Below are 25,822 nucleotides of genomic sequence, written 5' to 3' on the forward strand. Positions count from 1 at the left end.
CCTGGCGGGCCTCCCCGGCTTCGGCCCGCTGCGCCGGACTCCGTCCGGCGGTGGCCGGACGGGGCTTCCGCCACTGCCGTCGCGGCGTGGGGCCGGTGGGCGGGTGTGGCTGGCTTGGCCCTGCGGGGCGAGTTCCCCTACCCGCCCTTCGCCCGTTCCCCGGGCTCGGCCCGGACCCTTGCCGCGTGCGGCGCCGTTGCCGGGGGCCAGCCCCCGGAACCCCCGCTCCTCAAACGCCGGAGGGGCTGGAATTGCCCTGCGGGCAATCCAGCCCCTCCGGCGTTTGAGGAGCGGGGTCTGGGGCGGAGCCCCAGGGGGTCCGGGCGCAGCCCGGGACCCCTTCCAGCCCGTCCGGTGTTAGAGGACCGGTGTCCAGGCGGCGCCCGGGGACACACTCAGCCTCGCCGGCGTTTGAGGCGCGGGTCCGGGCGGCGCCCGGGGAACGGTGGAAGGGCGGGTAGGGGACGGCCCCGCAGGGCTACGCTCAAGGCATGGCCGGCCGCTACGACCCACTCACCCGCACCGCGATCCGCGGCGGCCGCACCACCGTGCCCGACCCCACCCCGGCGGCGCCCCAGGGCACGGACGGCCCGGGCACCAGCCCGAGCGACGGCCCGGCCCCGGGCCCGCGCACCAGCCAAGCCCCCGGCTCAGCCCCCCGCACAGCCCCCCGCCCAGGAACCCGCACCTGGACCCCACCCGGCCCGGTGGACCTGGGCCTCATCCTCGGCCCCCTCAGACGCGGCCCCGCCGACCCCACCTTCCGGGCCACCGCGGGAGCGGTCTGGCGGGCCAGCCGCACCCCCGCCGGCCCGGCCACGCTCCGTGTCGCGCGGGACGGGACCGAGGTGACCGCCACCGCCTGGGGCCCCGGCGCCGACTGGATCCTCGACGGCCTGCCCGAGCTGCTCGGCTCCGCCGACGACCCGGCCGCCTTCGTCCCCCGCCACCGCCTCGTGCACGCCAGCCACCGCCGTCGCCCGGGCCTGCGCCTGACCCGCACCGGCCTGGTCCTGGAGTCCCTGATCCCGACGGTCCTGGAACAGAAGGTCACCGCCGACGAGGCGTACCGCGCCTGGCGCCGCCTCGTACGCCAGTACGGCGAACCGGCTCCGGGCCCGGGCCCGGACGGAGGCGGCCGCGGCGCCGGCAGCACCCTCTACGTCATGCCCGACCCCCGCACCTGGACCCTCATCCCCTCCTGGGACTGGCACAAGGCCGGAGTCGACTCCAAGCGCTCGGCCACCATCGTCCGCGTGGCCCGCCACGCCGCCCGCCTCGAAGAGGCCACCGCCATGGACCTGCCGGCGGCCACCGCCCGGCTGGAGGCGATCCCCGGCATCGGCCCGTGGACCTCCACCGAAACCCTCCAGCGCAGCAACGGCGCCGCCGACGCCGTCACCACCGGCGACCTCCACCTGCCCGGCATCATCGGCTACGCCCTGGCCGGGGACCGGGACGCCGACGACGCCGCCATGCTGGAGCTCCTCGCCCCCTACGCCGGCCAGCGCCACCGCGCGGCCCGGCTCGTCCTCCTGGCCGGCGCCGCCCCGCCCCGCCGGGCCCCGCGGATGCCCCGGAGCGACATCGGCAAGCTCTAAGTGCCGATCGGCCCCCGCAGGGTCACCGCACCTCGATGAACTCCTCCGCAGCCCGCCCCGCCCGCTCCGCCGGAGCGACCGCGGCGTGGCCCACGGCCACCGCCCCCATCGGATCCCAGTCCTCCGGAAGCCCGAGCACCTTGCGCACCAAGTCCCGGCAGAACATCGTCGAGGACACCCACGCGGAGCCCAGCCGCTCCCCGGCCAGCGCGACCAGGAAGTTCTGCACGCCCGCGCCCATCGCGACGACGAACATCTCCCGCTCCGCCGCGTCCCGCCGGGCGTGCCCGTAGTCGTGCGCGCCGTCGGTGACCAGGCAGGGCACCACCAGGTACGGCGCGGCCCGCAGGACGTCGCCCCGCCGGACCCGCTTCGCGATGGACTCCTCGGACTTCCCGTCCCGCCGCAGGTCATCGATCCAGGCGTCCCGCATCGCGTCCAGCAGCTCCAGCCGCGCACCCGCCGATTCCAGCAGGACGAACCGCCACGGCGTCGTGTGGTGCGGGGCCGGTGCCGTGACGGCGGCCGCCACCGCGCGGCGCACCGCGCCCGGGTCCACCGGCTCGGACGTGAAGGCCCGTACGGTACGCCGCTGCGTCACGGCTTCCCGTACCGCCTCCGAGGTGCCCAGCCGGAACATGTCGTCGGCCGGCGAGCGCACCAGGTCGGCCGCCGAGGACCCCTCGCCCAGTACGTGCGCCAGCCCGCGCACCACCGCCACCGGAAGGCCCTCGGCCTTGCCCTTGACCAGGTCGCCGGCGGCGGCCAGCTCATCGGCGGTCGCGACGACCGTCGCGCTCAGCGGGTTCCCGTGGGCGTCGGTGCCGCCGCGCAGGTCGTCCAGGACCCGTACGCCGGCCGAGCCGATCGCCACGTCGGTGAGCCCGGTGCGCCACGGCCGCCCGAAGGTGTCCGTCACGATCACGCCCACGTCCACGGAGAGCAGCTCCCGCAGGCCCGTCCGGATCGCGGCGGCCGAGGCGTCGGGGTCCTCGGGCAGCAGCAGGACGGTGCCGGCCTCGGTGTTCGAGGCGTCGACCCCGGCCGCCGCCATGACCAGCCCCTGCCGGTTCTCCACGATCCGCAGGGTCCCGCGGCGCGCGACGACCCGTACGGTCTCGGCGTCGATCGCCTCCTCGCGCGAATCGGCGCGGACGATCCGGCCCTCCGCCTTGGAGACGATCTTCGAGGTGACGAGCAGGACGTCGCCGTCCCACAGCTCCGGCCCGGCGGCGGCGATCAGCGCCGCCAGGTCGTCCCCGGGCCGCACCTCGGGGATCCCGCCGAGGGCCCGGACCTCGTACGAGGGCACGTGCGGGGCGGTCACCGGGAGGCCTCCGCCAGTTCCAGCGCGGCCCGCGCCATCTCCGCGGTGGCGGCCAGGTCGGTCATCATCAGCGGGACCGCCCGGCAGGTGATGCCGGCGGCCTCCACCGCAGCGACGGAGTCCGCGTCGGCGGTGTCGACGAGCCAGCCGTCGAGCAGCTCGGTGCCGTAGTGCAGGGCGACGGCCGAGGCGGTGGACTCGACGCCCACGGCGGCGAGCACCTTGTCGGCCATCCCGCGCACGGGGGCGCCCCCGACGATGGGGGAGAGGCCCACCACGGGGGCCGCGGCGGCGGCCACGGCCTCGCGGATGCCGGGTACGGCGAGGATGGTCCCCACCGACACCACGGGGTTGGACGGCGGGAAGAGGATCACGTCGGCGGCCGCGATGGCCTCCAGGACTCCGGGCGCGGGCTTGGCCTGCTCGGCGCCCACGGGGACGACGGCCTCGGCGTCCACCGCGGCACGCATCCGGACCCAGTACTCCTGGAAGTGGATGACCCGGCGCTCGCCGCTCTGGGAGTCGGTGATCGCGACGTGCGTCTCGACGCGGTCGTCGGACATGGGGAGCAGCCGGACGCCGGGCTGCCAGCGGTCGCAGAGGGCTTCGGTGACGGCGCTGAGCGGGTAGCCCGCACCGAGCATCTGCGTACGGACGATGTGGGTGGCGAAGTCGCGGTCACCGAGGCCGAACCAGGTCGGTCCGACCCCGTACGCGGCCAGTTCCTCCTTGACGGTGAAGGACTCGTCGGTGCGGCCCCATCCCTGGTCCTCGTTGATGCCACCGCCGAGGGTGTACATCACGGTGTCCAGATCGGGGCAGACCTTGAGCCCGAACAGGTGAATGTCGTCACCGGTGTTGCCGATGACCGTGATGTCCGCGTCGGGAACGGCGGACTGGAGACCTCGGAGGAAACGGGCGCCGCCGATGCCGCCGGCCAGAACAACAATGCGCATGCCGACAGTCTCTCAGCCGCAGGCCGATCCCCTGAGGGGTGGTGGTCGGGCGACGGGGCGGGACCGTCAGGCGGGCAGACGGCCTAGACGGAGAGGGCCTCGGGCCGGGCCGGAGAGCAGCTGTGCATCGGCATCTCGGTCAGGCCGGGGAAGTACACGTGCAGGCTGACGGCCCCGTCGAGGCTGTCGTTCTGCACCTCGTGGGCGTAGCCGGGGGCGAAGACGCGCTGGGAGCCGGCGCCGAGGGCGAGCGGGCCGCGGGCGGTGTGCTCGGTCAGCTCGCCGTCCAGGACGGTCAGCACGCCGGAGGAGGCGCCGTGGTCGTGCAGGCCGCTGCCCTGGCCGGGGACCCAGCTCAGCAGCCAGACCTCGTAGCCGGGGCCGGTGCGCAGCCGGTGGTACCAGCGGGTCGTGGCGTCGTACCGGACCAGGTGCTCCCACTCGGAGCGGTCGGCGGCGATGGAACGCGCGAGGCCCACGAACTCGGCGACGGTGGCCGGGTGCTCGCGGGCGGGCTGCAGGAGGTGCTGTACGGAGAGGATGTCGCCGGCGATCTGGAGGTCGCTCTCGACCATCGCGGTGGATGCATCGGCGGATGCATCGGTGGTGGGGGTGGTGTTCAGGGTGTTGGTGCTGTTCATCGGGGGGTTCCTCGACGGATGTCAGTCGTGCGGCGGTTGCTGTGGGGGCGAGCTGGAGCTCAGGGGAGCCGGAGCTCCCGAGGCATCAACAGCTGCAACAGCAACAGCGAACCTGGGCAGCGCACAGGAACCCACGAATGGGGGTCCGGGTGGCGGCTGAGGGCGCTGACATGGCTACAAGAAGACCGGGTGGGGGGCCGGACTGTCAACCCAATGTCCGATTTGGTAGAAAAGTTTCACCTCATCCGGTTACCGTGCGCGGAGAAAGGTTTGTGCAGTCAGTGTCAGGGGATGTGGCGCTTCGAGTCGTGCCGCATCCCGCTGTGGCGGCTCTCAAACCCGTAAAGACGTGCGATGTCGTTCTGTGGCTGAAATGTGATCTGCGCCGCTTCTTCGGCTGGATCGGAACCCCACCACAGAGTGACGCGTCGACTACGGGGGAGGGGGTCCCTCGGATAGCGCCTGTGGCATGTGTCACGATTTTTGGCGATTTGAACACTTTCTGCATAGGCTTGGTTCCGCAGAGTGAATAAGGGGCCCAATAGCAGATCTCGGCTTGACTGCGCTGGAGCCCCGCACTTGTAATTTCACTCGTGTCGTTACGTAGCGATGAGTGACGGCATGACCACGGGGACGCACAGACAGAGCGAGGGGCGCACATGACCGAGCTGGTTCAGGAACTGCTGGTCGAGGAGGCGGACGAAGAGCTCGGATGGCAGGAGCGAGCTCTCTGCGCCCAGACCGACCCCGAGTCCTTCTTTCCCGAGAAGGGCGGCTCGACCCGCGAGGCCAAGAAGGTCTGCCTCGCCTGCGAAGTCCGCTCGGAATGCCTTGAGTACGCCCTCGCCAACGACGAGCGATTCGGCATCTGGGGCGGACTGTCCGAGCGCGAGCGGCGACGCCTGAAGAAGGCCGCCGTCTGAAGCGCCCTCGGCGCGCACCGAACGGCGCCCACGGCAGGGCCCGCGGCACGGCCCGCGGCACGGCCCACGACATATCCGGCGACATATCCAGCGGCACGCCCGACGGCATAGCCGCCTGTGCATCCGGCCTCACGCACGGCAGCGGCCGCAGTGCACACATCGGTACAAAACGCAGTACAGCGAACGGCACGAACAGCACGGCACCGAGCAGAGCAAACGGTCCGCCTCCTGCACCTTCCCCGCAGGAGGCGGACCGCTGTGTTCCCAGCCGTTAGTGTGGGGCGCTGTCCAGCAGCCTCCGAGGGCACAACACCCCCGGACCCCCGGCCGGAGGGCCCGTACCGCGATGTCCCTGCACAGCCAGTCGAGCGCCTCCCACCAGGCTGCCGCCGCACCAGAGTTCCCCCGGCACGTCGTCACCGCGGTCCTCGTCGCCCATGACGGCTCCCGCTGGCTGCCCCGGACCCTCGCCGGTCTCCTCGGCCAGGAACGCCCCGCCCAGAGCCACATCGCCGCCGACACCGGCAGCGCCGACGAATCCGCGCGCCTGCTCGGCGAGGCCCTCGGCGAGGACCGGGTCCTGCACCTCGCCCGCCGCACCGGCTTCGGCGCGGCCGTCGACGAAGCCGCCCGCACCGCCGGCACCCTGACCCCCGAGGAACTCCCGTACCTCAAGCGCCCCTCCGGCTGGGATCCCGTCAGCCGCACCTGGCGCGACGACACGTACGACCTCCCCGACCTGCCCCACGGCGAACCCGTCCAGTGGCTCTGGCTGCTCCACGACGACTGCGCACCCGAGCCCGACGCCCTCGCCGAACTGCTGCGCGTCGCCGACGAGAACCCCGAAGCCGCCGTCATCGGCCCCAAACTGCGCGGCTGGTACGACAAGAAGCAGCTCCTCGAAGTCGGCGTCACCATCGCCCGCAGCGGCCGCCGCTGGACCGGCCTCGACCGGCGCGAACAGGACCAGGGCCAGCACGACCAGGTCCAGCCCGTCCTGTCCGTGTCCAGCGCCGGCATGCTGATCCGCCGCGACGTCTACGACGCCCTCGGCGGCTTCGACCGCCGCCTGCCCCTCATGCGCGACGACGTCGACCTGTGCTGGCGCGTCCAGAGCGCCGGCCACACCGTCCTCATCGCCCCCGACGCCGTACTGCGGCACGCCGAGGCCTCCGCCCGCGAACGCCGCACCGTCGACTGCGTCGGCCGCTCCGCCGCCAGCCCGCACCGCGTCGACAAGGCCGGCGCCGTCTACACGCTGCTGGCCAACAGCCCCGGCCGCGCCCTCCCGTACGTCATGCTGCGCATCCTCTTCGGCACCGTCCTGCGCACCCTCGCCTACCTCGTCGGCAAGGCCCCCGGACAGGCCGTCGACGAGATCACCGGCCTCCTCGCCACCCTGCTCCGCCCCGGCCGGATCCTCGGAGCCCGCCGCCGCAGAGGTCGCGCCGCCGTCTCCGCCAAGGAACTGCGCCCCCTCTTCCCGCCGCCCGGCGCCAGCCTGCGCGCCAACGCCGAACAGCTCGCCGGCTACTTCGGCGCCGACGGCGACACCGAGACCAGCGCCGCCGGCCGGCACGGCGGAGCCGTCGAATCGGGACCCGGCGGAGACGACGCCGACTACCTGGACATCGAACAGTTCGCGCGCCTCAAGCGGATCGCCCGCAAGCCCGCGCCCGTCCTCTTCGGCCTCCTCCTGCTCGTCTCCCTGATCGCCTGCCGCTCCCTCCTCGGCAGCGGCTCCCTGATGGGCGGAGCCCTGCTCCCCGCCCCCGACGGCGGACTCGACCTCTGGCGCGTCTACGCCGACGGCTGGCAGCCCGTCGGCACCGGCACCACCGCCGGAGCACCGCCCTACCTCGCCGTCCTCGGCGCCCTCTCCACCCTGCTCCTCGGCTCCACCGACGCCGCCCTGACCCTGCTGCTCGTCTGCTCGGTCCCGCTCGCCGGCCTCACCGCCTACTTCGCCTCCCGGCCGCTGGTGGAATCCCGGCTGCTGCGCGCCTGGGCGGCCATCGCCTACGCCTTCCTCCCCGCCGTCACCGGAGCCCTCGCCGGCGGCCGCCTCGGCACCGCAGTCCTCGCGATCCTGCTCCCGCTCATCGCCCGCTCCGCCGTCGCCGCCTTCGGCTTCGGCGAGGGCGAGGGCAGCTGGCGCTCCGCCTGGACCCACACCCTCCTGCTGACCCTGGCCACCGCCTTCACCCCCGTCGTCTGGCCGCTCGCCGCCGTCCTCGGAGCCGCCGCGCTGGTCCTGCGCCGCGCGCACTGGAAGACGTACGGCCCCCGCCTCCTCGCGACGCTCGGCGTCCCGCTCCTCGTGCTCGCCCCCTGGTCGCTGAGCCTGTTCACCCACCCCGCGCGCTTCCTGCGCGAGGCCGGACTGCCCTACGGCGCCGGCTCGGCCACCGCACTGGACCTGCTCGGCATCAGCCCCGGCGGCCCCCGCACCGCCGGCGGCCTGATCCTCCTCGGCGTCGTCCTCGCCGCCCTGGCCGCCCTGCTGCGCGCCGACCGGCAGTTCGCCGTACGCGCCGCCTGGGTCACCGCGCTCGCCGCGCTGGTCCTTGCCGTCCTCGTCAACCGCACCGCCTGGGCCGGCCCCGCCACCCTCGTCTACGGCCTCGCCCTGCTGGCCGCCGCCGTCATCGGCGCCGACGGGGCCAAGGAGCGCGTCGCCGCCCGCAGCTTCGGCTGGCGCCAGCCCCTCGCCGCCCTGATCGCGCTCGCCGCCGCCGTCGGCCCGCTCGTCGGCGCGGCCGGCTGGATGCTCAGCGGAGCCGCCGGGCCGCTGGAGCGCCGCGACCCCGTCCAGGTCCCCGCCTTCGTCGCCGAAGAGAGCGGAACCCGCGACCAGGCCCGCACCCTCGTCATCGGCGCGGACTCCCCGGCCGCCCTCTCCTACAGCCTGGTCCGCGGCTCCGGCGGCCGCCTCGGCGACGCCGAACTCGCCGACCGGTCCGGCAGCGACGCCCGCCTCGACAAGGTCGTCTCCAGCCTCGTCGCCGGCTCCGGCGCCGACCAGACCGACCAGCTCGGCGGCTTCGCCATCCGCTACGTCCTCGTCCGCGACGGCGCCCCGCAGGAGATCGGCCGCGTCCTCGACGCCACCCCCGGCCTCAGCCGCCTCAGCAAGCTCGAAGGCAGCGCCCTGTGGCGCCTCGACCGGCAGGTCGCCCGCGCCGTCATCGTCTCCGGCAAGCCCGGCGAGGCACCCATCCCCGTCGCCTCCGGCCCCGTCGAGGCCCGCACCAAGATCCCGGCGGGCGAGGCCGGCCGCGTCCTGCGCATCGCCGACCGGGCCGACGCCGGCTGGCGGGCCACCCTCGACGGCAAGCCGCTCCAGCCCAAGACGCTCGACGGCTGGGCGCAGGGCTTCGAACTCCCCGCCGCCGGCGGCGAGCTCGACCTCGCCCACGAGGACGCCCTCACCCTGACCGCCTGGCACTGGGCCCAGGGCCTGCTCGCCCTGGTGCTCCTGGTCATGGCCCTGCCGGGCCGCCGCGCCCGCCTCGACGACGACCTCCCCGAGGAGGAGGCCGCCGCCGCGGAGGAGCACGGCGAAGGCCGCCGGGCCCGCCGCCTGCGCGAGCAGTCCGAGCCGGAACGCCGGCCCGAGTCCGCCCCCGCCGAGGCGGCCGTCGCGGCCGACCCGTACGCGCAGATCCCCGCGCAGCAGGCGTACGGCGACGACGCGTACGCCTACCAGCAGCCGGCGTACGGAGACCAGGGCGGCTACGCCTACGGCGGCCAGGAGCAGCAGCAGCCCCAGCAGTACGACCAGTACCCGTACGGGCAGCAGCCGCAGCAGCAGCAGCAGTACACCGGCCACCCGGACGCCCAGTACGAGCAGCCGTACCAGCCCGATCAGCCGTACGAGCAGCCGTACCCGCCCTACGGGCAGCAGCCCGCCCCCCACGACGGCTACGAAGCCACCGACGGCTACGACCCCTACGGCCAGCACGACAGCCAGCACGACGGGCAGCACGCCCCGCGTCCGGACGGGAGCCCCCAGCAGTGAAGCAGCGCGTACCCCTCACGCTCGCCGCCGTCACGGCCGCCCTGGCCGCCGTCACCGGCCTCGCCACCCTCACCGCACCGGCCGCCGACGGGGCCTCCACCGCCTCGGCGGGCAAGTCGGCGGCCCGGATGCCGGTCGAGCGGTCCCTGCTGGTGTGCCCCGCGCCCAGCACCTCCGACATCGCCGAGACCCTGTACACGGCGATCACCCCGGGCACGGCCGCCCCCGGAGGCAAGGGCACGGCCCGGCTGCTGGGCGCGACCAAGGAAGCCAAGACCGTCCTGGAACTCAAGGAGCCCGGCAAGCCCGTGCGCGCCCAGGCCTCCGGCGCCGAGGCCCCCGCGCTCAGCGGCGTGGCCGACGGGTTCCTCGCCCCCGGCTGGAGCGCGCAGCAGACCACCGTGGTCTCGGTCGGCCGTACGCGCGGCCTGCTCGGCGTCGGCTGCACCCGGCCCGGCACCGACTTCTGGTTCCCCGGCGTGAGCACCGCCAAGGGCCGCGAGGACTACGTCCACCTCACCAACCCCGACGACACCGCGGCCGTGGTGGACATCAAGATGTTCGGCCCGGACGGCGCGGTCAAGGCCGAAGCGGGCACCAGCGAGAACATCCGCATCGACCCGAAGTCCAGCAAGGCCATCTCCCTGGCCTCCCTCGCCCCCGGCGCACAGCTCGCGGACGTCACCGCCCACGTCACCACCCGCGCGGGCCGGGTCGGGGCCACCGCCCAGGCGGGCGAGGAAGGCGTCGGCTCCGACTGGCTGCCCGCCTCCGTGGACCCGGCGGGCACCCTGGTCCTGCCCGGCATCCCGGCGGACGCCACCTCCGTACGGCTGGTCGCCTTCGCCCCCGGTGACGAGGACGCGGACCTCCAGGTGAAGCTGGCCGGGCCGAACGGCTCGATCAGCCCCGCGGGCAGCGAGCGGCTCCACGTCAAGGCCGGCATGACCGCGAGCCTCGACCTCAAGGACGTCACCCGAGGCGAGGCGGGCTCCCTGGTCCTGTCCCCGGCCGACGCCAAGAAGCCCGTCGTCCCGGTGGTCGCCGCCCTACGGGTGGTCCGCGGCAGCGGAGCCAAGCAGGAGACCGGCTTCATCCAGGCCGCCGCCCCCGTCGGCACGCGGGCCACCGTCGCCGACAACCGCCCCGAGGCGAACGCCACCCTGCTGTCGCTGACGGCCCCGCCCGGAGCCGACGCCAAGGTCAAGGTGACGGCCACGCCCGGCACGGACGGCGGCGAACCCGCCTCCCAGGAGGTCACGGTCAAGGGCGGCACCACGCAGACCCTGACGCTCGCCCCGGCGGGCGGCAAGGGCGCCTACGCCCTCACCGTGGAAACCCTCTCGGGCGGCCCCGTCCACGCGTCCCGCACCCTGACGATCCCCCGCGACGGCATCCCGATGTTCACCACCCAAACCCTCTCGGACGACCACTCCACGGTCTCGGTCCCCAAGGCCACCCAGGACCTCTCGGTCCTGACGCAGTAGGCGGGCATTCCAGCCGCCGGGCGCCCTTCAGCCGTCCGGCGCTTGAGGACCGGGGTCTGGGGCGGAGCCCCAGGGGTTCCGGGCGCAGCCCGACACTCTCAGCCCGTCCGGCGTTTGAGGACCGGGTCCGGGCAGCGCCCGGGGAACGGTGGAAGGGCGGGTAGGGGACAGCCCCGCAGGGCCGCCTCCCAGCACCGCCGACGCGAGGCGGGCCGACGCGAGGCAGGCCGGCGCAGGCGGGCCGGGCCGGGCCGACGCGGGCCTGCCCGGCAAGGGCGGCGACCCTAGTCGGACCCGTACCGCGGATCCACCGTCTCGGGCGACAGCCCCAACAACTCCGCAACCTGCTCCACCACGATCTCGTGCACCAGCATCGCCCGCTCGTCCCGAGACTTCGCCCGAATCTCCACCGGCCGCCGGAACACCACGATCCGGGCCGGCCGCCCGTCCGCGGCCTCCGCCAGCGCCCCCAACGGCACCGCCTCGTCGTTCCACCCGGCCTCCGCCCCCCCGGGCGGCCCAGGCACGTCGCCGATCATGAACTCAACCTCCGCCAGCTGCGGCCACCGTCGCTCCAGCCGCTCCACGGAGTCCCGTACGAGGTCCCCGAAGAGCTCCCCCCGGCTCGCCGACAGCGGTACCTGCGGAGGGGCCACCGGCCCGCGCATCCCGCGGCCGTGCCGGTCGCGCCGCCGCACCCGAGGCTCACCGGAGGGGGACCCGCCGGGCAGGGAGGCGGCAGGGGGCACGGGAGGGGGAGGCAGAGTGCTGTCCGTCACCCCCGCAGCGTAGCCCGCACATCCGCGCCGGGGCGGGGGAGATCGCACGACACGGGGGAGCGGGCGGGGGAGTGTCGTCGCGGCCCGGTCAAGAGTGCGGTACCGTCCAACGTCGTGAGCCTTGTACGTCGCTGTTCGCGCACCGCGTGCGGCCGCCCTGCCGTCGCGACTCTGACGTACGTCTACGCCGATTCGACCGCAGTTCTCGGCCCGCTCGCCACCTACGCCGAACCCCACTGCTACGACCTCTGCGCCGAGCACTCGGAGCGCCTGACCGCCCCGCGCGGCTGGGACGTCGTACGCCTCACCGATGGTTCGGCGCCCTCGCGCCCCACTGGTGACGACCTCGAAGCCCTCGCCAACGCCGTGCGCGAGGCGGCCCGTCCGCCGGAGCGCGCGGCCGGGGCCGGCGGCGCTGGTCAGGGCGGTCCCGGCACCGGGGAGACGCGTCGCGGGCACCTGCGCGTCTTGCGCTCGCCGGATTCCTGACATTCAGTTGATCTGAAAAGCCGCCCTGCGGCCACGGTAGGTTTGCCTCACCGCACACCACCTTCAGGAGGGCACGCAGTGGCCACCGATCTTTCGAACATCGTCAAGGCGTACGACGTACGAGGCGTGGTGCCGGACGAGTGGGACGAGCACCTGGCCGAGCTGTTCGGTGCCGCCTTCGTCGAGGTGACCGGTGCCCGGGCCATCGTCATCGGCCACGACATGCGGCCCTCCTCCCCGGCCCTGTCGGGCGCCTTCGCGCGCGGCGCGGCCGCCCGCGGCGTGGACGTCACCCTCATCGGGCTGTGCTCCACCGACCAGCTGTACTACGCCTCCGGCAAGCTGAACCTGCCGGGCGCGATGTTCACGGCCTCGCACAACCCGGCGCAGTACAACGGCATCAAGCTCTGCCGGGCCGGCGCCGCCCCGGTCGGCCAGGACACCGGCCTGTCCACCATCCGCGAGCTCGCCGAGAAGTGGAGCGACGAGGGCGCCCCGGCGATCCCCGCCGGCACCGTCCCCGGCACCGTCACCGAGCAGGACACCCTCACCGGCTACGCCGACCACCTGAAGGGCCTGGTCGACCTCACCGCCGTCCGCCCGCTCAAGGTCGTCGTCGACGCGGGCAACGGCATGGGCGGGCACACCGTCCCCACCGTCTTCACGGGCCTCCCGCTGGACCTGGTCCCCATGTACTTCGAGCTGGACGGGACCTTCCCGAACCACGAGGCCAACCCCCTCGACCCGAAGAACATCGTCGACCTCCAGGCCCGCGTACTGGCCGAGGGCGCCGACCTCGGCATCGCCTTCGACGGCGACGCCGACCGCTGCTTCATCGTCGACGAGCGCGGCCAGGGCGTCTCCCCGTCCGCCATCACCGCCCTGGTCGCCGCCCGCGAACTGGCCCGCAACGGCGGCACCGGCACCGTGATCCACAACCTGATCACCTCCTGGTCCGTCCCCGAGGTCGTCCGCGAGAACGGCGGCACCCCCGTCCGCACGCGCGTCGGCCACTCCTTCATCAAGGAGGAGATGGCCAAGTCCGGCGCCATCTTCGGCGGCGAGCACTCGGCGCACTACTACTTCAAGGACTTCTGGAACGCGGACACCGGCATGCTCGCCGCGCTCCACGTCCTGGCGGCCCTCGGCGGCCAGGACGGCCCCCTCTCGGCCCTGGTCTCCTCCTACGACCGCTACGCGGGCTCCGGAGAGATCAACTCGACCGTCGCCGACCAGACGGCCCGCCTCGCCGCCGTGAAGGCCGCCTACGGCTCCGCGGAGGGCGTCACCCTCGACGAACTGGACGGCCTCACCGCCACCAGCGCCGACTGGTGGTTCAACGTCCGCGCCTCCAACACCGAGCCCCTCCTGCGCCTGAACGTGGAGGCCCGCGACGAGGCCACCCTCGCCAAGGTCCGCGACGAGGTCCTGGCGCTGATCCGCGCTTAGCGCGGCCGCCCGCGCCGTCGGACGCCGGTGGGCAGAAATCAGCCCCGCCGGCGTTCGGGGCGCGGGTCCTGGGGCGGAGCCCCAGCAGCGGACCCGCACCCGATACCCCGCCGTACCGCCGAGCCCCTCCAGGGACCACGGTGGAGGTCCTCCTGCGCCCGTCGCGTGAGGTCCTCCTCCACCCGTCACCAGAGGTCCTCCTCCACCCGTCACCAGAGGTCCTCCTCCACCCGTCACCAGAGGTGACTCGGCGGTAGGCTGACCAGGCCCGATCCACATCCCCGAAGGGAACCCCATGCCGCTCGAAGCCGGTCTCCTGGAGATCCTCGCCTGCCCCGCCTGCCACTCCCCGCTCCAGGACAAGTCGGCAGACGAGACCACCCCCGAGCTGATCTGCACCGGCCAGGACTGCGGTCTCGCCTACCCGGTCCGCGACGGCATCCCGGTGCTCCTCGTCGACGAGGCGCGCCGCCCCGCCTGAGCCTCCTACCGCCACCCCGCGCAAACGCTGAGACTGGTTCCGTCACACACAGGTTCCGTCACCGCTGGACACGTCACAGAACTAGCCGGAGGCCGCCATGCTCGACGAGTCGCTCCTCGACGCACCTGACGATCTCGCCCGCGCCGACCGCCGCGGCCTGCTCCGCGGCGCCGCCGACGCAGGCGCACGGGTACGCACCGCGGCCCGGCACGCCGCCGAGGCCGGTCTCGCCGACCTGCGTCCCGACGGCCGCCCCCGGGCGGTCCTCATCGCCGGGCCCGGCACCGCCGCGACCGGGGTCGCCGACCTGCTCGGCGCGCTCGCCGGGGCCTCCGCGCCCGTCATCCGGCTGCACCCGACCGGCGTCGCGCACGCCGCCGGGGCCCTGCGCTGGACCCTGCCCGGCTGGGCCGGCCCCGTCGACCTGCTGCTCATCGCCACCACCGACGGAACCGAGCCCGGCCTCGGCGTCCTCGCCGAGCAGGCCTACCGGCGCGGCTGCACCGTCGTCGCCGTCGCCCCCGAGCGCTCGCCGCTGAGCGAAGCGGTCGACGGCGCGCACGGGCTGCTCGTACCGATGGCCAAGGCCCCGTACCAGGAGTACGACGAGTCGGCCGCGGCCGGCCCCGGCGCCCTCTGGGCCCTGCTGACCCCGCTGCTGGTGCTCCTCGACCGGGTCGGCCTGATCACCGCCGCCCCGCACACCCTGCAGCTCGTCGCCGACCGGCTCGACCGCACGGCCGAGCGCTGCGGCCCCGCCATCGCCACTTACTCCAACCCGGCCAAGACCCTCGCCTCCGAGCTCGCCGACTCCCTCCCGCTCATCTGGAGCGAGGGCGCCGCCGCGGGACCCGCCGGGCGCCGCTTCGCCGCCACCCTCGCCGAACTCGCCGGCCGACCCGCACTCGCCGCCGATCTTCCCGAGGCCCTCCCGGCCCACGGGGTCCTGCTCTCCGGCGGTTTCGCCGCCGGCGCCGACCCCGACGACTTCTTCCGCGACCGAGTGGAAGAACCGCAGGCCCTTCGCGCACGCATCGTCCTGTTGCGCGACAGGCCCGCAGGCGGACTGACAGCCGCCCCTGCCGCACGAGAGCTCGCCCTCAGCCACGACACGGCCATCAGCGAGCTCGAACCGGAGGAGGGCACAGAGCTGGAACAGCTCGCCGAACTCCTCGCCGTCACGGATTTCGCCACCGCCTACCTGGCGCTGGCCTCCGGGGGACACAGCTGAGGCGTACGAACGCGCGCCTCTCACCCAGGAAGACGACCGATGGACCGCCTCACGAACACGATCCGCCCCTACGCCTGGGGATCGACCACCGCGATCCCCGAACTCATCGGGATCGCACCGACCGGCGAGCCCCAGGCCGAGCTGTGGATGGGCGCCCACCCGGGCGCACCCTCCCGCCTGGACCGCGGAGCAGGCGAGAGCGCCCTCTCGGACGTCATCGCGGCCGACCCCGAAGGCGAACTGGGGGTCGCCGCCGTCCGCAAGTTCGGCCCCAGGCTCCCCTTCCTCTTCAAGCTCCTCGCCGCCGGCGCCCCGCTCTCCCTCCAGGTCCATCCCGACCTCGCCCAGGCGAAGGCCGGGTTCGAGGACGAGGAGCGGCGCGGCGTCCCGATCGACGCACCGCACCGCAACTACAAGGACGCCAACCACAAGCCCGAGCTGGTCTGCGCCCTCACCCCCTTCGAGGGCCTGTCCGGATTCCGTCCGCCGCTGGAGGCCGCCGCCCTGCTGGAGGGCCTCGGCGTCAACTCCCTGAAGCCCTACGCCGATCTCCTGCGGGCACACCCCGAGGAGGCGGCCCTGCGCGAGGTGCTCACCGCCGTCCTGACCGCCGACCGCGCCGAGATGGCCCGTACGGTCTCCGAGGCCGCGGCCGCCGCCGAGCGGCTCGGGGGCCCGTACGCCCCGTACGCCGGACTCGTCCACCACTACCCGGGCGACCCCGGCGTCATCGCCGCGATGCTCCTCAACCACGTGCAACTCCAGCCCGGCGAAGCCATGTTCCTCGGCGCCGGCATCCCGCACGCCTACCTCGACGGCCTCGGCGTCGAGCTCATGGCCAACTCCGACAACGTCCTGCGCTGCGGGCTCACCCCCAAGCACGTCGACGTGCCGGAGCTGCTGAAGGTCACCCTCTTCGAGCCCGGCGACCCCGGCATCCTGCGCCCGGAGGGCAACGGCGAAGAGGTCTACGAGACCCCCATCGACGAATTCCGGCTCTCCCGCTTTGTCCTGGCCGCCGGCGGCGCCCCCCGGGTGCTGCCCGACGGCACCGCGCAGATCCTGCTGTGCACGGCGGGCTCCCCGAAGGCGAACTCCCCGAAGTCCGGCGAACTGACGCTGGCGCCGGGCGAATCGGTCTTCGTACCGGCAGGCGAAAAGGTCGAACTGTCCGGAACCGGCACCGTCTTCCGTGCCACTGTGGTGGTCTGACGTACCGTCCCTCTCGGTGGCTGTGAGAATCTGCGGCCGTAGCGCGGCGTCCCGGCCCGGGGCGCCGCACCGAGGAAGGGACACATCGCAACCATGAGCGCGTCGGGCGGTACCAAGGCGATCGTGGCGGCACTCGCCGCCAATCTGGCCATCGCGGTAGCCAAGTTCGTGGCCTTCGTCTTCAGCGGCTCGTCGTCGATGCTTGCGGAAAGCGTCCACTCGCTGGCGGACTCCGGCAACCAGGGCCTGCTCCTCCTGGGAGGGAAGAAGGCCCAGCGCGAGGCGACTCCGCAGCACCCCTTCGGGTACGGGCGCGAGCGCTACATCTACGCCTTCCTGGTCTCCATCGTGCTGTTCACCGTCGGTGGCATGTTCGCCATCTACGAGGGCTACGAGAAGATCCACGAGCCGCACGCGATCTCGCACTGGTACTGGCCGGTCGGCGTCCTCGTCTTCGCGATCATCGCGGAGTCCTTCTCCTTCCGCACCGCGATCAAGGAGTCGAACGAGATCCGCGGCAGCCTCACCTGGGGCCAGTTCATCAAGCGCGCCAAGGCCCCCGAGCTCCCCGTGGTCCTCCTCGAAGACCTCGGCGCCCTCATCGGCCTCGTCCTCGCCCTCGCGGGCGTGGGCATCGCCCTGCTGACCGGCAACGGCGTCTGGGACGGCATCGGCACCCTGTGCATCGGTGTCCTGCTCATCATCATCGCCATCGTCCTCGCCGCCGAGACCAAGTCCCTGCTGCTCGGCGAGGCCGCCGGCACCGAGGACGTGGAGAAGATCAAGGCGGCCGTCGTCGACGGCGACGTGGTCACCGGCATCATCCACATGCGCACCCTGCACCTAGGCCCTGAGGAGCTCCTGGTCGCGGCGAAGATCTCCGTCCAGAGCGACGACACCGCGACGGAGGTGGCCAACGCCATCAACGCCGCCGAGGCCCGCATCCGCGCGGCGGTCCCGATCGCCCGAGTGATCTACCTGGAGCCGGACATCTTCAACGCCGAGGCCGCGGCGAAGGGCACCAACCCGGGCGTCTGACCCGGCGCATGACGTGAGGAGGCCCCCCTGCGCGCGCAGGGGGGCCTCCTCACGTCCGCGGGACTCAGTCGGAGGATGCGGCCTCGTACGCCCACGTCAGCTGTCCGGGCCCGGCGCCCGCCGCGTTCCGCGCCGCCTTCGCCGCCCGTCGCCGCGCCACCAGTGAGCCGATGCCGAGCCCGCCGCCGACGAGGAAGACCGGCACGCCGAACATGCCCACGAGCCCGGCGGCGGCCGCCGCGTCCGGCACCTCGGCCAGCGCGACCCCCCATACGGCCGACACCGGCACGGTTCCCTGGCCCTCGTCGCGGACCCGCAGATGGGAGTCGAAGGAGTTCGAGCGGTGGTCGCCCATCAGGAACATCCGCCCCTCGGGCACCGTGACATCGAAGGCCATCGTCGCCGGCACGGCCGCTTCCATGAGGTACGGCTCGACGAGCGGCTTCCCGTTCAGCGTCAGACTCGCCTCACCCGGTGCCCATGAGATGCGGTCCCCACCCAGGGCCACCACCCGCTTGAAGACCTGCTGGCCCTCCTGGATCCCTGCCCCGTTCACCCACGAGGCAGGGGCAGCGAAGACCACGGCGTCCCCGTGCCGGACCTCCCCCGGAGCGACCCGGTCGAACCAGACCTGGTCTCCGAGGGAGTAGGCGGGCCTCATCGACTCCGACGGGAGGAACGTCATTTGGTACTCGTCCGCGAGGACGAACCTGGTCCAGCTCCCCGCCCCCACGAACAGCGCCGCGCCGAGCACCATGAGCACCACCGCCCAGATCCCTCTTCGCCGTCCCGGCCTGCGCTGATCCCGCCCCATGTCCGTTCCCTTCGCCAAAAGCCCCTGTCGGCTGGCGAAGCGTACGCAGCGCCCTCGGGCCCCGTACCACCGAGGTGGGGTACGGGGCCCGAGGGGCGTTCCGGGGAGTCCGCGCGGCTACTGGATCTCGCGCAGCACGTCCAGGATCTCGGCCTTGCCGGGCGCGGCCTGCAGGCGCTCGCGGAAGCCGGTGTCCATCAGCTTGCGCGACAGCAGGGCCAGGATCCGCAGGTGCTCGTCCCCGGCCGCGGCCTCCGGTACGGAGATCATGAAGACCAGCCGGGCCTTCGTCCCGTCCAGCGCGCCCCACTCGATGCCCTCGTCGGACCGGGCGAAGCCCACCGTCGGGCGGGTCACCGCGTCCGTCTTGGCGTGCGGGATGGCGATGGATTCGCCGAGGCCGGTCGTACCCTGCGCCTCCCGGGCCAGGGCGACCCGTACGAGCTCGTCCACGTCGGTGACGTTGCCGGTCGTGGCCAGCATCTCCGCCATCTCGCGGATCGCCGCCTCCTTGGAGCCCGAGGCCAGCTCCGTCTTGACGGTCTGCTCGGTGACGTACCCGGACAGCACCTCGGGCGGCCCGCCCGCGGCCACCGGAGCCGCGGCCGCGGGCTGCTGTGCCCGTACGGCCGTCCCGGCTGCTCCCGCACCCGCGCCGACGGCCCTACCGCCGCCGCCCACGGGGGCGCCCGCACCGACCAGGGCCGGCTCCGGCGAGAGGACCGCGGGACCGGCGGTGACGCCCTCGCGGCGCAGCTTGAACTCGATCAGCGCGTTGGTCGTCAGCGCTGTCACGACCGCACCGGCCGCGATGGCCACGAAGAACATCGCGACACCGCTGATCGCGCCGAACAGCGAGACGATCGGACCGCCGTGCGGCACCGAGTCCTGGACCCCGGCCACACCGGCGATCGCACCGGCCACCGCGCCACCGAGCATGTTCGCGGGGATGACCTGCGCGGGCCGGGCCGCGGCGAAGGGGATCGCGCCTTCGGAGATGCCGAAGAAGCCCATGAACAGGGCGGCGAGGCCGGTTTCCTTCTCCTCGTCGCTGTAGAGCTTGCGGCGCAGGAGCGTGGCCAGACCCTGGCCGAGCGGCATGACGGGGATGGCCGCGGCGGCCATGCCCATGACGTGGTTGTTGGTGCCGATGAGGCCGACGGCGACGAGGAAGGCGGTCTTGTTGACCGGACCGCCCATGTCGAAGGCGATCATCAGACCGATCAGGGTGCCCAGCACGATCGCGCTGGAGCCGGTCATCCCGTTCAGCCAGCTGGTCAGGTTCGTGAAGACCCAGGAGATCGGCTTGCCGATCACATAGATGTAGAAGAGACCCAGGGCCACCGTCGACACGATCGGGATCACGATGATCGGCATGATCGGCTGGATGACCTTGGGGACCTTGACCTTCTTGATCCACACGACCAGATAGCCCGCGAGGAAGCCCGTCGCGATGGCACCCAGGAAGCCGGCGTTCGCGTCGGCCCCGTAGATGTGCACGGCGTCCGCGGCGAGGAAACCGCCGATCATGCCGGGTACGAGGGCCGGCCGGTCGCCCAGCGCGTAGGCGATGTAGCCGGAGAAGATCGGCAGCATCAGCGAGAAGCCGGTCACGCCGAGCTTGTTCACGTAGAACCAGAAGGTCCCGTCGGGAATGACCAGCCCGCCCTTGGCGTCCGCGTGCCCGCCGAGGGACAGGGAGACGGCCAGCAGCAGACCGCCCACGACCACGAACGGGATCATGTGGGAGACGCCGTTCATCAGCGCCTTGTACGCCTGGCTGCGCTGCTTGCCGCCGCCCCCGCCGCCGCCCGCGACCGCCGAGGTCCCGGCCTGCACCGGCGCGCTCTGCGCGCTCCGGATCAGCTCCTCCGGCTTGTGGATGCCGTCGGCGACGCCGGTGGACAGCACCCGCTTGCCGGCGAACCGGTCGAGGTCGACCTCCTTGTCGGCGGCGATGATGACGGCGTCCGCTTCCCTGACATCGTTGTCAGAGAGCACGTTCTCGGCCCCGATGGAACCTTGGGTCTCCACCTTGATCGAGATGCCGAGACGATCGCCGGCCTGCTGCAGCTTCTCCGCAGCCATGTACGTGTGCGCGATACCGGTGGGGCACGCGGTAACGGCGACGATCTTCACGGGCTTCCGCCCGCTCGCGTCCACGCCTTCGGGAGGGCCTGCCGGACTGGTCACTGGTATCTCCTCACGACACATGCGTTGTCCTGCCGGGATCGTGCGTACAACGCGACCCAACGGCATCGTCGCGCATGTAAGGGGTGCATCAAAAGTCCGAAAGGCCCTGGATTCTTCGCCGTAGGCCCTGAACTCCAGTAGTGACTTGCCTTCAGATCATCTGGGCCCCGCTCCGCCGATCGGTGTAGATTCGTCATCAGTGTCAGGCGTCGCTGCTGATGGCGGTCGGGCGGTCTTCGCGACCGGCCGAGGGGAGAGAGGACCCCCGACGGACTGAGCCCCACGTGCGTCGTCCCCCGGACGGTGCGCGGCTCAGCCGTACCCACCTCTCTACCTCACGAGGAGCAGCACCACATGACTGCCGCATTCACCGACTTCAAGGTCGCGGACCTCTCCCTCGCCGTCTTCGGACGCAAGGAGATCACCCTCGCCGAGCACGAGATGCCCGGCCTGATGTCGATCCGCCGGGAGTACGCGGCCACCCAGCCGCTCGCCGGCGCTCGCGTCACCGGCTCCCTGCACATGACCGTGCAGACCGCCGTCCTCATCGAGACCCTGGTCGCCCTCGGCGCCGAGGTCCGCTGGGCCTCCTGCAACATCTTCTCCACCCAGGACCACGCGGCCGCCGCCATCGCGGTGGGCCCGAACGGCACCGCGGAGAACCCGCAGGGCGTCCCCGTCTTCGCCTGGAAGGGCGAGACGCTGGAAGAGTACTGGTGGTGCACGGAGCAGGCGCTGACCTGGCCGAACACCCCCACCGGCGGCCCCAACATGATCCTCGACGACGGTGGCGACGCCACCCTCCTCGTCCACAAGGGCGTCGAGTTCGAGAAGGCCGGCGCGGCCCCGGACCCGTCCACCGCGGACTCCGAGGAGTACGCCAACATCCTGACCCTCCTCAACCGCACCCTGGGCGAGGCCCCGCAGAAGTGGACGCAGCTCGCGTCCGAGATCCGCGGCGTCACCGAGGAGACCACCACCGGCGTCCACCGTCTTTACGAGATGATGGCCGAAGGCACCCTGCTCTTCCCGGCGATCAACGTGAACGACGCCGTCACCAAGTCGAAGTTCGACAACAAGTACGGCTGCCGCCACTCCCTCATCGACGGCATCAACCGCGCCACCGACGTCCTCATCGGCGGCAAGACCGCCGTGGTCTTCGGCTACGGCGACGTCGGCAAGGGCTGCGCCGAGTCGCTGCGCGGCCAGGGCGCGCGCGTCATCGTCACCGAGATCGACCCGATCTGCGCCCTGCAGGCGGCGATGGACGGCTACCAGGTCGCGACCCTGGACGACGTCGTCGCGACGGCCGACATCTTCATCACCACCACGGGCAACAAGGACATCATCATGGCCGCCGACATGGCCAAGATGAAGCACCAGGCCATCGTCGGCAACATCGGCCACTTCGACAACGAGATCGACATGGCCGGCCTCGCGAAGATCGAGGGCATCGTCAAGGACGAGGTCAAGCCCCAGGTCCACACCTGGAAGTTCCCCGACGGCAAGGTCCTCATCGTCCTGTCCGAGGGCCGCCTGCTGAACCTGGGCAACGCCACCGGTCACCCGTCCTTCGTGATGTCGAACTCCTTCGCGGACCAGACCCTGGCCCAGATCGAGCTCTTCACCAAGCCGGCCGAGTACCCCACCGACGTCTACGTGCTCCCCAAGCACCTCGACGAGAAGGTGGCCCGCCTGCACCTCGACGCCCTCGGCGTCCGCCTCACCACCCTGCGCCCGGAGCAGGCCTCCTACATCGGCGTGGACGTCGCGGGCCCGTACAAGCCGGACCACTACCGCTACTGATCCCCACGGATCAGCGGCACCCAGCAGCACCAGCGCGGCATCCGCGCGTCAGGCCCCCGGCATCCGTGCCGGGGGCCTGCCCCGTACCCGCCCGCACCCCTCTCCGCCCGAAGTCCAGGAAGACGCCCCATGCCCCGAGGCCGCTACGCGCTCCACGACCCGCACGACCACACCCCCCTCGGCGAGGAGCACTTCCACTGCGCCCCGGGCCCCTCCGGCTGGCGCTACGTCTCCCAGCTCACCGCACCCGACGGTGCGCACCGCGGCTCCGTCGACCTGGCCGTCGACGAACTGGGCCGCCCCATCCGCCTGGAGGTCAACGCCTCCAGCTGGCAGGTCCGCGGCGCCGCCATCGACGGGATCACCTGGGTCCGCACCGACCCGGCCGGAGCCGAAGCCACCGAGGGCAACGTCCCCGGCGCCGCCGGATTCACCGGCACCTCCCCGGCCTTCCTCGTCGCCACGGCCCGGCTGCTGCGCCTGGCCCCCGGCGCCCCCGCCACCCGCGTCCGCCTCGTCGCCCTGACCGACCCCGTCCTGGCGGCCCGTACGACCGACCAGGCCTGGGCCCTCCTGAACCGCGCCGAGCACCCCACGGACAGCGGCCCGCTCCTGGTCGACGAGTACCGGGTCACGGCCCTGGACACCGGCGAGGTCCACACGGTCCACATCGCCGGGGACGTGGTCCTCTCGGCCCCCGGCATCGAGCTCGAACACCTGGAAACCCCGCCGTCGGCCTTCACCGACGCATCGTCCGACTAGGCGGGCGGCGCGAACCCGGTCGCCTTCGGCGGTTCGACGGGTACGGGCGCGGGCGCCGCCACCACGGGAGCCGCGACGGGCACCACCGCCGGCGCCGCCACGGCCGGCATCACCACGGGCGCGCTCTGCCCGTACGGAACCGGAGCCGCCCCGGGAGCGGGCTGCTGCCGGAAGGCCCGCGCGGCGTCGCGCGACTGCCGTTCGTGCACCACGGCCATCAGGAACGCGGCGGCGGGCACCCCGACCGGCGGCGGAGCCCCCGTACGTGCCACCAGATCGTCCGCGAGCCGGGCCGCCATGGTGGCGCTCACCTGCGGATCCAGCCGGTCCATGCGCGTCAGGTACTGCCGGATCGCCAGCCACAGCCCGTCCGGCACCGCGGACAGGTCCAGCCCGCCGAACCGCCCGGCCAGCCACGGAGGCGGCGCGGGCACCGGCATCACCCGTGCCCCCGGCACCCGCTCCCGGATGACCAGCGTCCCCGCGAACACGTCCCCGAGCCGCCGCCCCCGCTCGGAGAACAGCGAGGCGATGCACGCCACGGATCCGAAGGTCAGCAGCAGTTCGAAGACCCCGAAGGCCCCGCGCACCAGCGCGTGCCGGAAGCGGATCGGCCCGCCGTCGTCGCGCACCACCCGTAGCCCGCACGCGAGCTTGCCCAGTGACCGCCCGTGGCTCAGCGTCTCCACGGCGATCGGCACGCCGACCAGGATGAGGACGAACGAGGCCACCGACACGGCCGCCCGGGCCGCCCCGTCCATCGAAGCGGTGGACAGGACCAGTCCGATGGCGAGCAGCAAGTACCCGGCGACGTACACGACCAGGTCGAGCAGGATCGCCAGCGCCCGGCTCGGCAGCCTCGCCGGCCGTAGCCCCAGGACGACCGCGTCCCCCGTCACCAGATCGCTCACCGATGCACACCCTTCACGTGACCTGCCCCGCCCCATCGGCCTCCAGTCTGCCAAGCTGACGAAGCAAGCAGTAGGAGTAACCGGTAGGGACCAGGGGCAGGGGAGCGCCAACCGCATGGATCTCGACGTCTTCGTTGCGGCCCACCAAGCAGAGTGGGCCCGCCTGGAACAGCTCCTGGGCCGGGGCCGGCGCCTCACGGGAGCCGAGGCCGACGAGCTCGTCGCGCTCTACCAGCGCACGGCCACCCACCTCTCCCTGGTCCAGTCCAGCACCCCCGACCCGATGCTCACGGGCCGCCTGACCCAGCTCGTGGCCCGCGCCCGCGCCACGGTGACGGGCACCCGGCGGTCCAGCTGGCGCGACGCGGCCCGCTTCTTCACCTCGGGCTTCCCGGCCGCCGTCTACCTCAGCCGCCGCTGGTGGATACCCACGGCACTGATCTCCACCGCCGTCGGCGTGCTCGTCGGCTGGTGGATAGCCACCCACCCGGAGATCCAGAGCGCCATCGGAGCTCCGGAGGACCTGAAGGCGATGACGAAGCCGGGCGGCGGGTACGAGACGTACTACTCCAGCCACCCCGCGGCCTCCTTCGCGGCCCAGGTCTGGACGAACAACGCCCAGGCGGCCGCGATCTGCCTGGTCCTGGGCGGCTTCCTGGGCCTGCCGGTCCTGTACATCCTGTGGCAGAACATGCTGAACCTCGGCGTCGGCATCGGCCTGATGTCCTCGGCCGACCGCCTCGACGTCTTCCTCGGCCTGATCCTCCCGCACGGCCTTCTCGAACTGACCGCCGTCTTCGTGGCCGCGGGCACGGGCCTGCGCCTGGGCTGGACGGTCATCGACCCGGGCCACCGCACCCGCCGCGTCGCCCTGGCCGAACAGGGCCGCGCCGCCCTCGGCATGGCCATCGGCCTGGCGGCGGTCCTCTTCCTCTCCGGCCTGATCGAAGGCTTCGTCACCCCCTCCGGCCTGCCCACATGGGCCCGCATCAGCATCGGCGTGGCCGCCGAGGCGGCCTTCCTGCTCTACGTCTACGTCCTGGGCGGCCGAGCGGCCCGAGCCGGCGACACGGGCGACGTGGAACAGGCCGACCAGACGGCGACGCTCCCCACCGCCGCCTGATGTGCGTACGACCCTGCTGAGCTGCTAGTCTCCTCGTCGTCCCGCAAACACCGTTGACACGGCGGCTGCGGGGAGGTAGATTCGAACGGTTGCCTCGAACTGGACAAGTTCGGCAGCGATGGTTTAAAGTCTTTCTCGCCCCCCAGGAATTGAATTCCAAGTGGGCACACCCAACTCTTCATTCAGGAAGCCGAAGCCGGGAAATCCGGTGGAAATCTTCTGATAGAGTCGGTCTCGCCGGAAAGGGAAACGCGAAAGCGAAGAACTGGAAAGCGAATCCCGCTGACTGGGAATCGGACGCGAAAGAGTCTGATAGAGTCGGAAACGCAAGAACAGAACGAAAGCCCGGAGGAAAGCCCGAGAGGGTGAGTACAAAGGAAGCGTCCGTTCCTTGAGAACTCAACAGCGTGCCAAAAATCAACGCCAAAAAGTTGATACCCCGTCCATTTCGGTGGATGAGGTTCCTTTGAAAAAGACCTGTGAGGTCGCGGCTTCGGCCCTGACGCTTGCAGGCAATTACACAGCGAGGACGCAGTGGACGGTCGGTCTTATTCCGACATGACTGTCCCGCTCTAAGT

At 72.6% G+C, this 25,822-nt stretch carries 20 protein-coding genes; 13 read left to right on the forward strand and 7 right to left on the reverse strand.

Annotated features, from left to right (window positions below):
• Nucleotides 1–491: 491 nt before the first annotated feature.
• A complete protein-coding gene (locus tag OHA37_RS23665; RefSeq protein WP_266908259.1) occupies nucleotides 492–1,601 on the forward strand; it encodes a DNA-3-methyladenine glycosylase family protein in 1,110 nt (369 codons plus the stop codon).
• A 22-nt stretch (nucleotides 1,602–1,623) separates the two neighbouring features.
• On the opposite strand, the gene OHA37_RS23670 is transcribed toward OHA37_RS23665, so the two are convergent.
• The 3 genes from OHA37_RS23670 to OHA37_RS23680 form a co-directional block, all read right to left on the reverse strand.
• Entirely contained in the window at nucleotides 1,624–2,928 is a 1,305-nt protein-coding gene (locus tag OHA37_RS23670; RefSeq protein ID WP_266908261.1) for a coenzyme F420-0:L-glutamate ligase, read from the reverse strand.
• The gene (gene cofD, locus OHA37_RS23675; protein ID WP_266908263.1) at nucleotides 2,925–3,884 is read right to left on the reverse strand and encodes a 2-phospho-L-lactate transferase; all 960 of its coding nucleotides are present in this window, start codon (nucleotides 3,882–3,884) and stop codon (nucleotides 2,925–2,927) included. The genes OHA37_RS23670 and cofD overlap by 4 nt, the downstream gene beginning before the upstream one ends.
• A gap of 83 nt (nucleotides 3,885–3,967) precedes the next feature.
• Nucleotides 3,968–4,459: a cysteine dioxygenase gene (locus OHA37_RS23680; RefSeq protein WP_266913036.1), complete on the reverse strand. Its 492-nt coding sequence runs from the start codon at nucleotides 4,457–4,459 to the stop codon at nucleotides 3,968–3,970.
• A gap of 725 nt (nucleotides 4,460–5,184) precedes the next feature.
• Between OHA37_RS23680 and OHA37_RS23685 the strand changes: the two genes are divergently transcribed.
• The 3 genes from OHA37_RS23685 (at nucleotide 5,185) to OHA37_RS23695 (ending at nucleotide 10,956) form a co-directional block, all read left to right on the forward strand.
• Nucleotides 5,185–5,448, forward strand: coding sequence for a WhiB family transcriptional regulator (locus OHA37_RS23685; protein WP_112450237.1), 264 nt, complete (start codon nucleotides 5,185–5,187; stop codon nucleotides 5,446–5,448).
• A gap of 346 nt (nucleotides 5,449–5,794) precedes the next feature.
• Nucleotides 5,795–9,469 (forward strand): glycosyltransferase family 2 protein, encoded by a 3,675-nt coding sequence (locus OHA37_RS23690; RefSeq protein WP_266908265.1) that lies wholly within the window; start codon nucleotides 5,795–5,797, stop codon nucleotides 9,467–9,469.
• Nucleotides 9,466–10,956, forward strand: coding sequence for a DUF5719 family protein (locus tag OHA37_RS23695; RefSeq protein ID WP_266908267.1), 1,491 nt, complete (start codon nucleotides 9,466–9,468; stop codon nucleotides 10,954–10,956). Before OHA37_RS23690 ends, OHA37_RS23695 begins: the two co-directional genes overlap by 4 nt.
• 284 nt (nucleotides 10,957–11,240) lie before the next feature.
• On the opposite strand, the gene OHA37_RS23700 is transcribed toward OHA37_RS23695, so the two are convergent.
• Complete coding sequence (locus OHA37_RS23700; RefSeq protein WP_443046205.1) at nucleotides 11,241–11,735, reverse strand: metallopeptidase family protein; 495 nt, start codon at nucleotides 11,733–11,735, stop codon at nucleotides 11,241–11,243.
• Nucleotides 11,736–11,849: 114 nt separating this feature from the next.
• Here OHA37_RS23700 and OHA37_RS23705 point away from each other — a divergent pair, with 114 nt between their 5' ends.
• From OHA37_RS23705 to OHA37_RS23730, 6 genes are all read left to right on the forward strand, one after another.
• Complete coding sequence (locus OHA37_RS23705) at nucleotides 11,850–12,224, forward strand: DUF3499 domain-containing protein (protein ID WP_266908269.1); 375 nt, start codon at nucleotides 11,850–11,852, stop codon at nucleotides 12,222–12,224.
• A 78-nt stretch (nucleotides 12,225–12,302) separates the two neighbouring features.
• The gene (locus OHA37_RS23710; RefSeq protein WP_266908271.1) at nucleotides 12,303–13,673 is read left to right on the forward strand and encodes a phosphomannomutase/phosphoglucomutase; all 1,371 of its coding nucleotides are present in this window, start codon (nucleotides 12,303–12,305) and stop codon (nucleotides 13,671–13,673) included.
• A gap of 295 nt (nucleotides 13,674–13,968) precedes the next feature.
• Nucleotides 13,969–14,154, forward strand: coding sequence for a Trm112 family protein (locus tag OHA37_RS23715; protein ID WP_266908273.1), 186 nt, complete (start codon nucleotides 13,969–13,971; stop codon nucleotides 14,152–14,154).
• Between the two features lie 97 nt (nucleotides 14,155–14,251).
• Nucleotides 14,252–15,385 (forward strand): SIS domain-containing protein, encoded by a 1,134-nt coding sequence (locus tag OHA37_RS23720; protein ID WP_266908275.1) that lies wholly within the window; start codon nucleotides 14,252–14,254, stop codon nucleotides 15,383–15,385.
• 39 nt (nucleotides 15,386–15,424) lie between these two features.
• Nucleotides 15,425–16,597: a mannose-6-phosphate isomerase, class I gene (gene manA / locus OHA37_RS23725; protein ID WP_266908277.1), complete on the forward strand. Its 1,173-nt coding sequence runs from the start codon at nucleotides 15,425–15,427 to the stop codon at nucleotides 16,595–16,597.
• 93 nt (nucleotides 16,598–16,690) lie between these two features.
• Nucleotides 16,691–17,635: a cation diffusion facilitator family transporter gene (locus OHA37_RS23730; RefSeq protein WP_266908279.1), complete on the forward strand. Its 945-nt coding sequence runs from the start codon at nucleotides 16,691–16,693 to the stop codon at nucleotides 17,633–17,635.
• Nucleotides 17,636–17,699: 64 nt separating this feature from the next.
• On the opposite strand, the gene lepB is transcribed toward OHA37_RS23730, so the two are convergent.
• Both lepB and OHA37_RS23740 read right to left on the reverse strand, forming a co-directional pair.
• Complete coding sequence (gene lepB, locus OHA37_RS23735; protein ID WP_266913040.1) at nucleotides 17,700–18,392, reverse strand: signal peptidase I; 693 nt, start codon at nucleotides 18,390–18,392, stop codon at nucleotides 17,700–17,702.
• Between the two features lie 174 nt (nucleotides 18,393–18,566).
• Complete coding sequence (locus OHA37_RS23740) at nucleotides 18,567–20,642, reverse strand: fructose-specific PTS transporter subunit EIIC (protein WP_266908281.1); 2,076 nt, start codon at nucleotides 20,640–20,642, stop codon at nucleotides 18,567–18,569.
• Nucleotides 20,643–20,996: 354 nt separating this feature from the next.
• Between OHA37_RS23740 and ahcY the strand changes: the two genes are divergently transcribed.
• Together ahcY and OHA37_RS23750 are read left to right on the forward strand one after the other, a co-directional pair.
• Nucleotides 20,997–22,448: an adenosylhomocysteinase gene (gene ahcY / locus OHA37_RS23745; protein WP_266908283.1), complete on the forward strand. Its 1,452-nt coding sequence runs from the start codon at nucleotides 20,997–20,999 to the stop codon at nucleotides 22,446–22,448.
• A 129-nt stretch (nucleotides 22,449–22,577) separates the two neighbouring features.
• A complete protein-coding gene (locus OHA37_RS23750; protein WP_266908285.1) occupies nucleotides 22,578–23,210 on the forward strand; it encodes a hypothetical protein in 633 nt (210 codons plus the stop codon).
• Here OHA37_RS23750 and OHA37_RS23755 read toward each other — a convergent pair.
• Entirely contained in the window at nucleotides 23,207–24,121 is a 915-nt protein-coding gene (locus OHA37_RS23755; protein WP_266908287.1) for an RDD family protein, read from the reverse strand. The two genes, OHA37_RS23750 and OHA37_RS23755, sit on opposite strands and share 4 nt — an antisense overlap.
• 115 nt (nucleotides 24,122–24,236) lie before the next feature.
• Here OHA37_RS23755 and OHA37_RS23760 point away from each other — a divergent pair, with 115 nt between their 5' ends.
• On the forward strand, nucleotides 24,237–25,244 hold the full coding sequence (locus OHA37_RS23760; RefSeq protein ID WP_266908289.1) for a stage II sporulation protein M: 1,008 nt from the start codon (nucleotides 24,237–24,239) through the stop codon (nucleotides 25,242–25,244).
• Nucleotides 25,245–25,822: the final 578 nt, after the last annotated feature.

It is taken from the genome of Streptomyces sp. NBC_00335 (assembly GCF_036127095.1).
In the GTDB taxonomy this organism is placed as follows: Bacteria; Actinomycetota; Actinomycetes; order Streptomycetales; family Streptomycetaceae; genus Streptomyces.

What these genes read in the sequence shown, in the direction of transcription:
- OHA37_RS23665 (WP_266908259.1), top strand. Translation starts at nt 492, where the DNA reads ATGGCCGGCCGCTACGACCCACTCACCCGCACCGCGATCCGCGGCGGC.
- cofD (WP_266908263.1), bottom strand. Translation starts at nt 3,884, where the DNA reads ATGCGCATTGTTGTTCTGGCCGGCGGCATCGGCGGCGCCCGTTTCCTC.
- OHA37_RS23680 (WP_266913036.1), bottom strand. Translation starts at nt 4,459, where the DNA reads ATGGTCGAGAGCGACCTCCAGATCGCCGGCGACATCCTCTCCGTACAG.
- OHA37_RS23685 (WP_112450237.1), top strand. Translation starts at nt 5,185, where the DNA reads ATGACCGAGCTGGTTCAGGAACTGCTGGTCGAGGAGGCGGACGAAGAG.
- OHA37_RS23690 (WP_266908265.1), top strand. Translation starts at nt 5,795, where the DNA reads ATGTCCCTGCACAGCCAGTCGAGCGCCTCCCACCAGGCTGCCGCCGCA.
- OHA37_RS23715 (WP_266908273.1), top strand. Translation starts at nt 13,969, where the DNA reads ATGCCGCTCGAAGCCGGTCTCCTGGAGATCCTCGCCTGCCCCGCCTGC.
- OHA37_RS23720 (WP_266908275.1), top strand. Translation starts at nt 14,252, where the DNA reads ATGCTCGACGAGTCGCTCCTCGACGCACCTGACGATCTCGCCCGCGCC.
- manA (WP_266908277.1), top strand. Translation starts at nt 15,425, where the DNA reads ATGGACCGCCTCACGAACACGATCCGCCCCTACGCCTGGGGATCGACC.
- OHA37_RS23730 (WP_266908279.1), top strand. Translation starts at nt 16,691, where the DNA reads ATGAGCGCGTCGGGCGGTACCAAGGCGATCGTGGCGGCACTCGCCGCC.
- lepB (WP_266913040.1), bottom strand. Translation starts at nt 18,392, where the DNA reads ATGGTGCTCGGCGCGGCGCTGTTCGTGGGGGCGGGGAGCTGGACCAGG.
- ahcY (WP_266908283.1), top strand. Translation starts at nt 20,997, where the DNA reads ATGACTGCCGCATTCACCGACTTCAAGGTCGCGGACCTCTCCCTCGCC.
- OHA37_RS23750 (WP_266908285.1), top strand. Translation starts at nt 22,578, where the DNA reads ATGCCCCGAGGCCGCTACGCGCTCCACGACCCGCACGACCACACCCCC.
- OHA37_RS23760 (WP_266908289.1), top strand. Translation starts at nt 24,237, where the DNA reads ATGGATCTCGACGTCTTCGTTGCGGCCCACCAAGCAGAGTGGGCCCGC.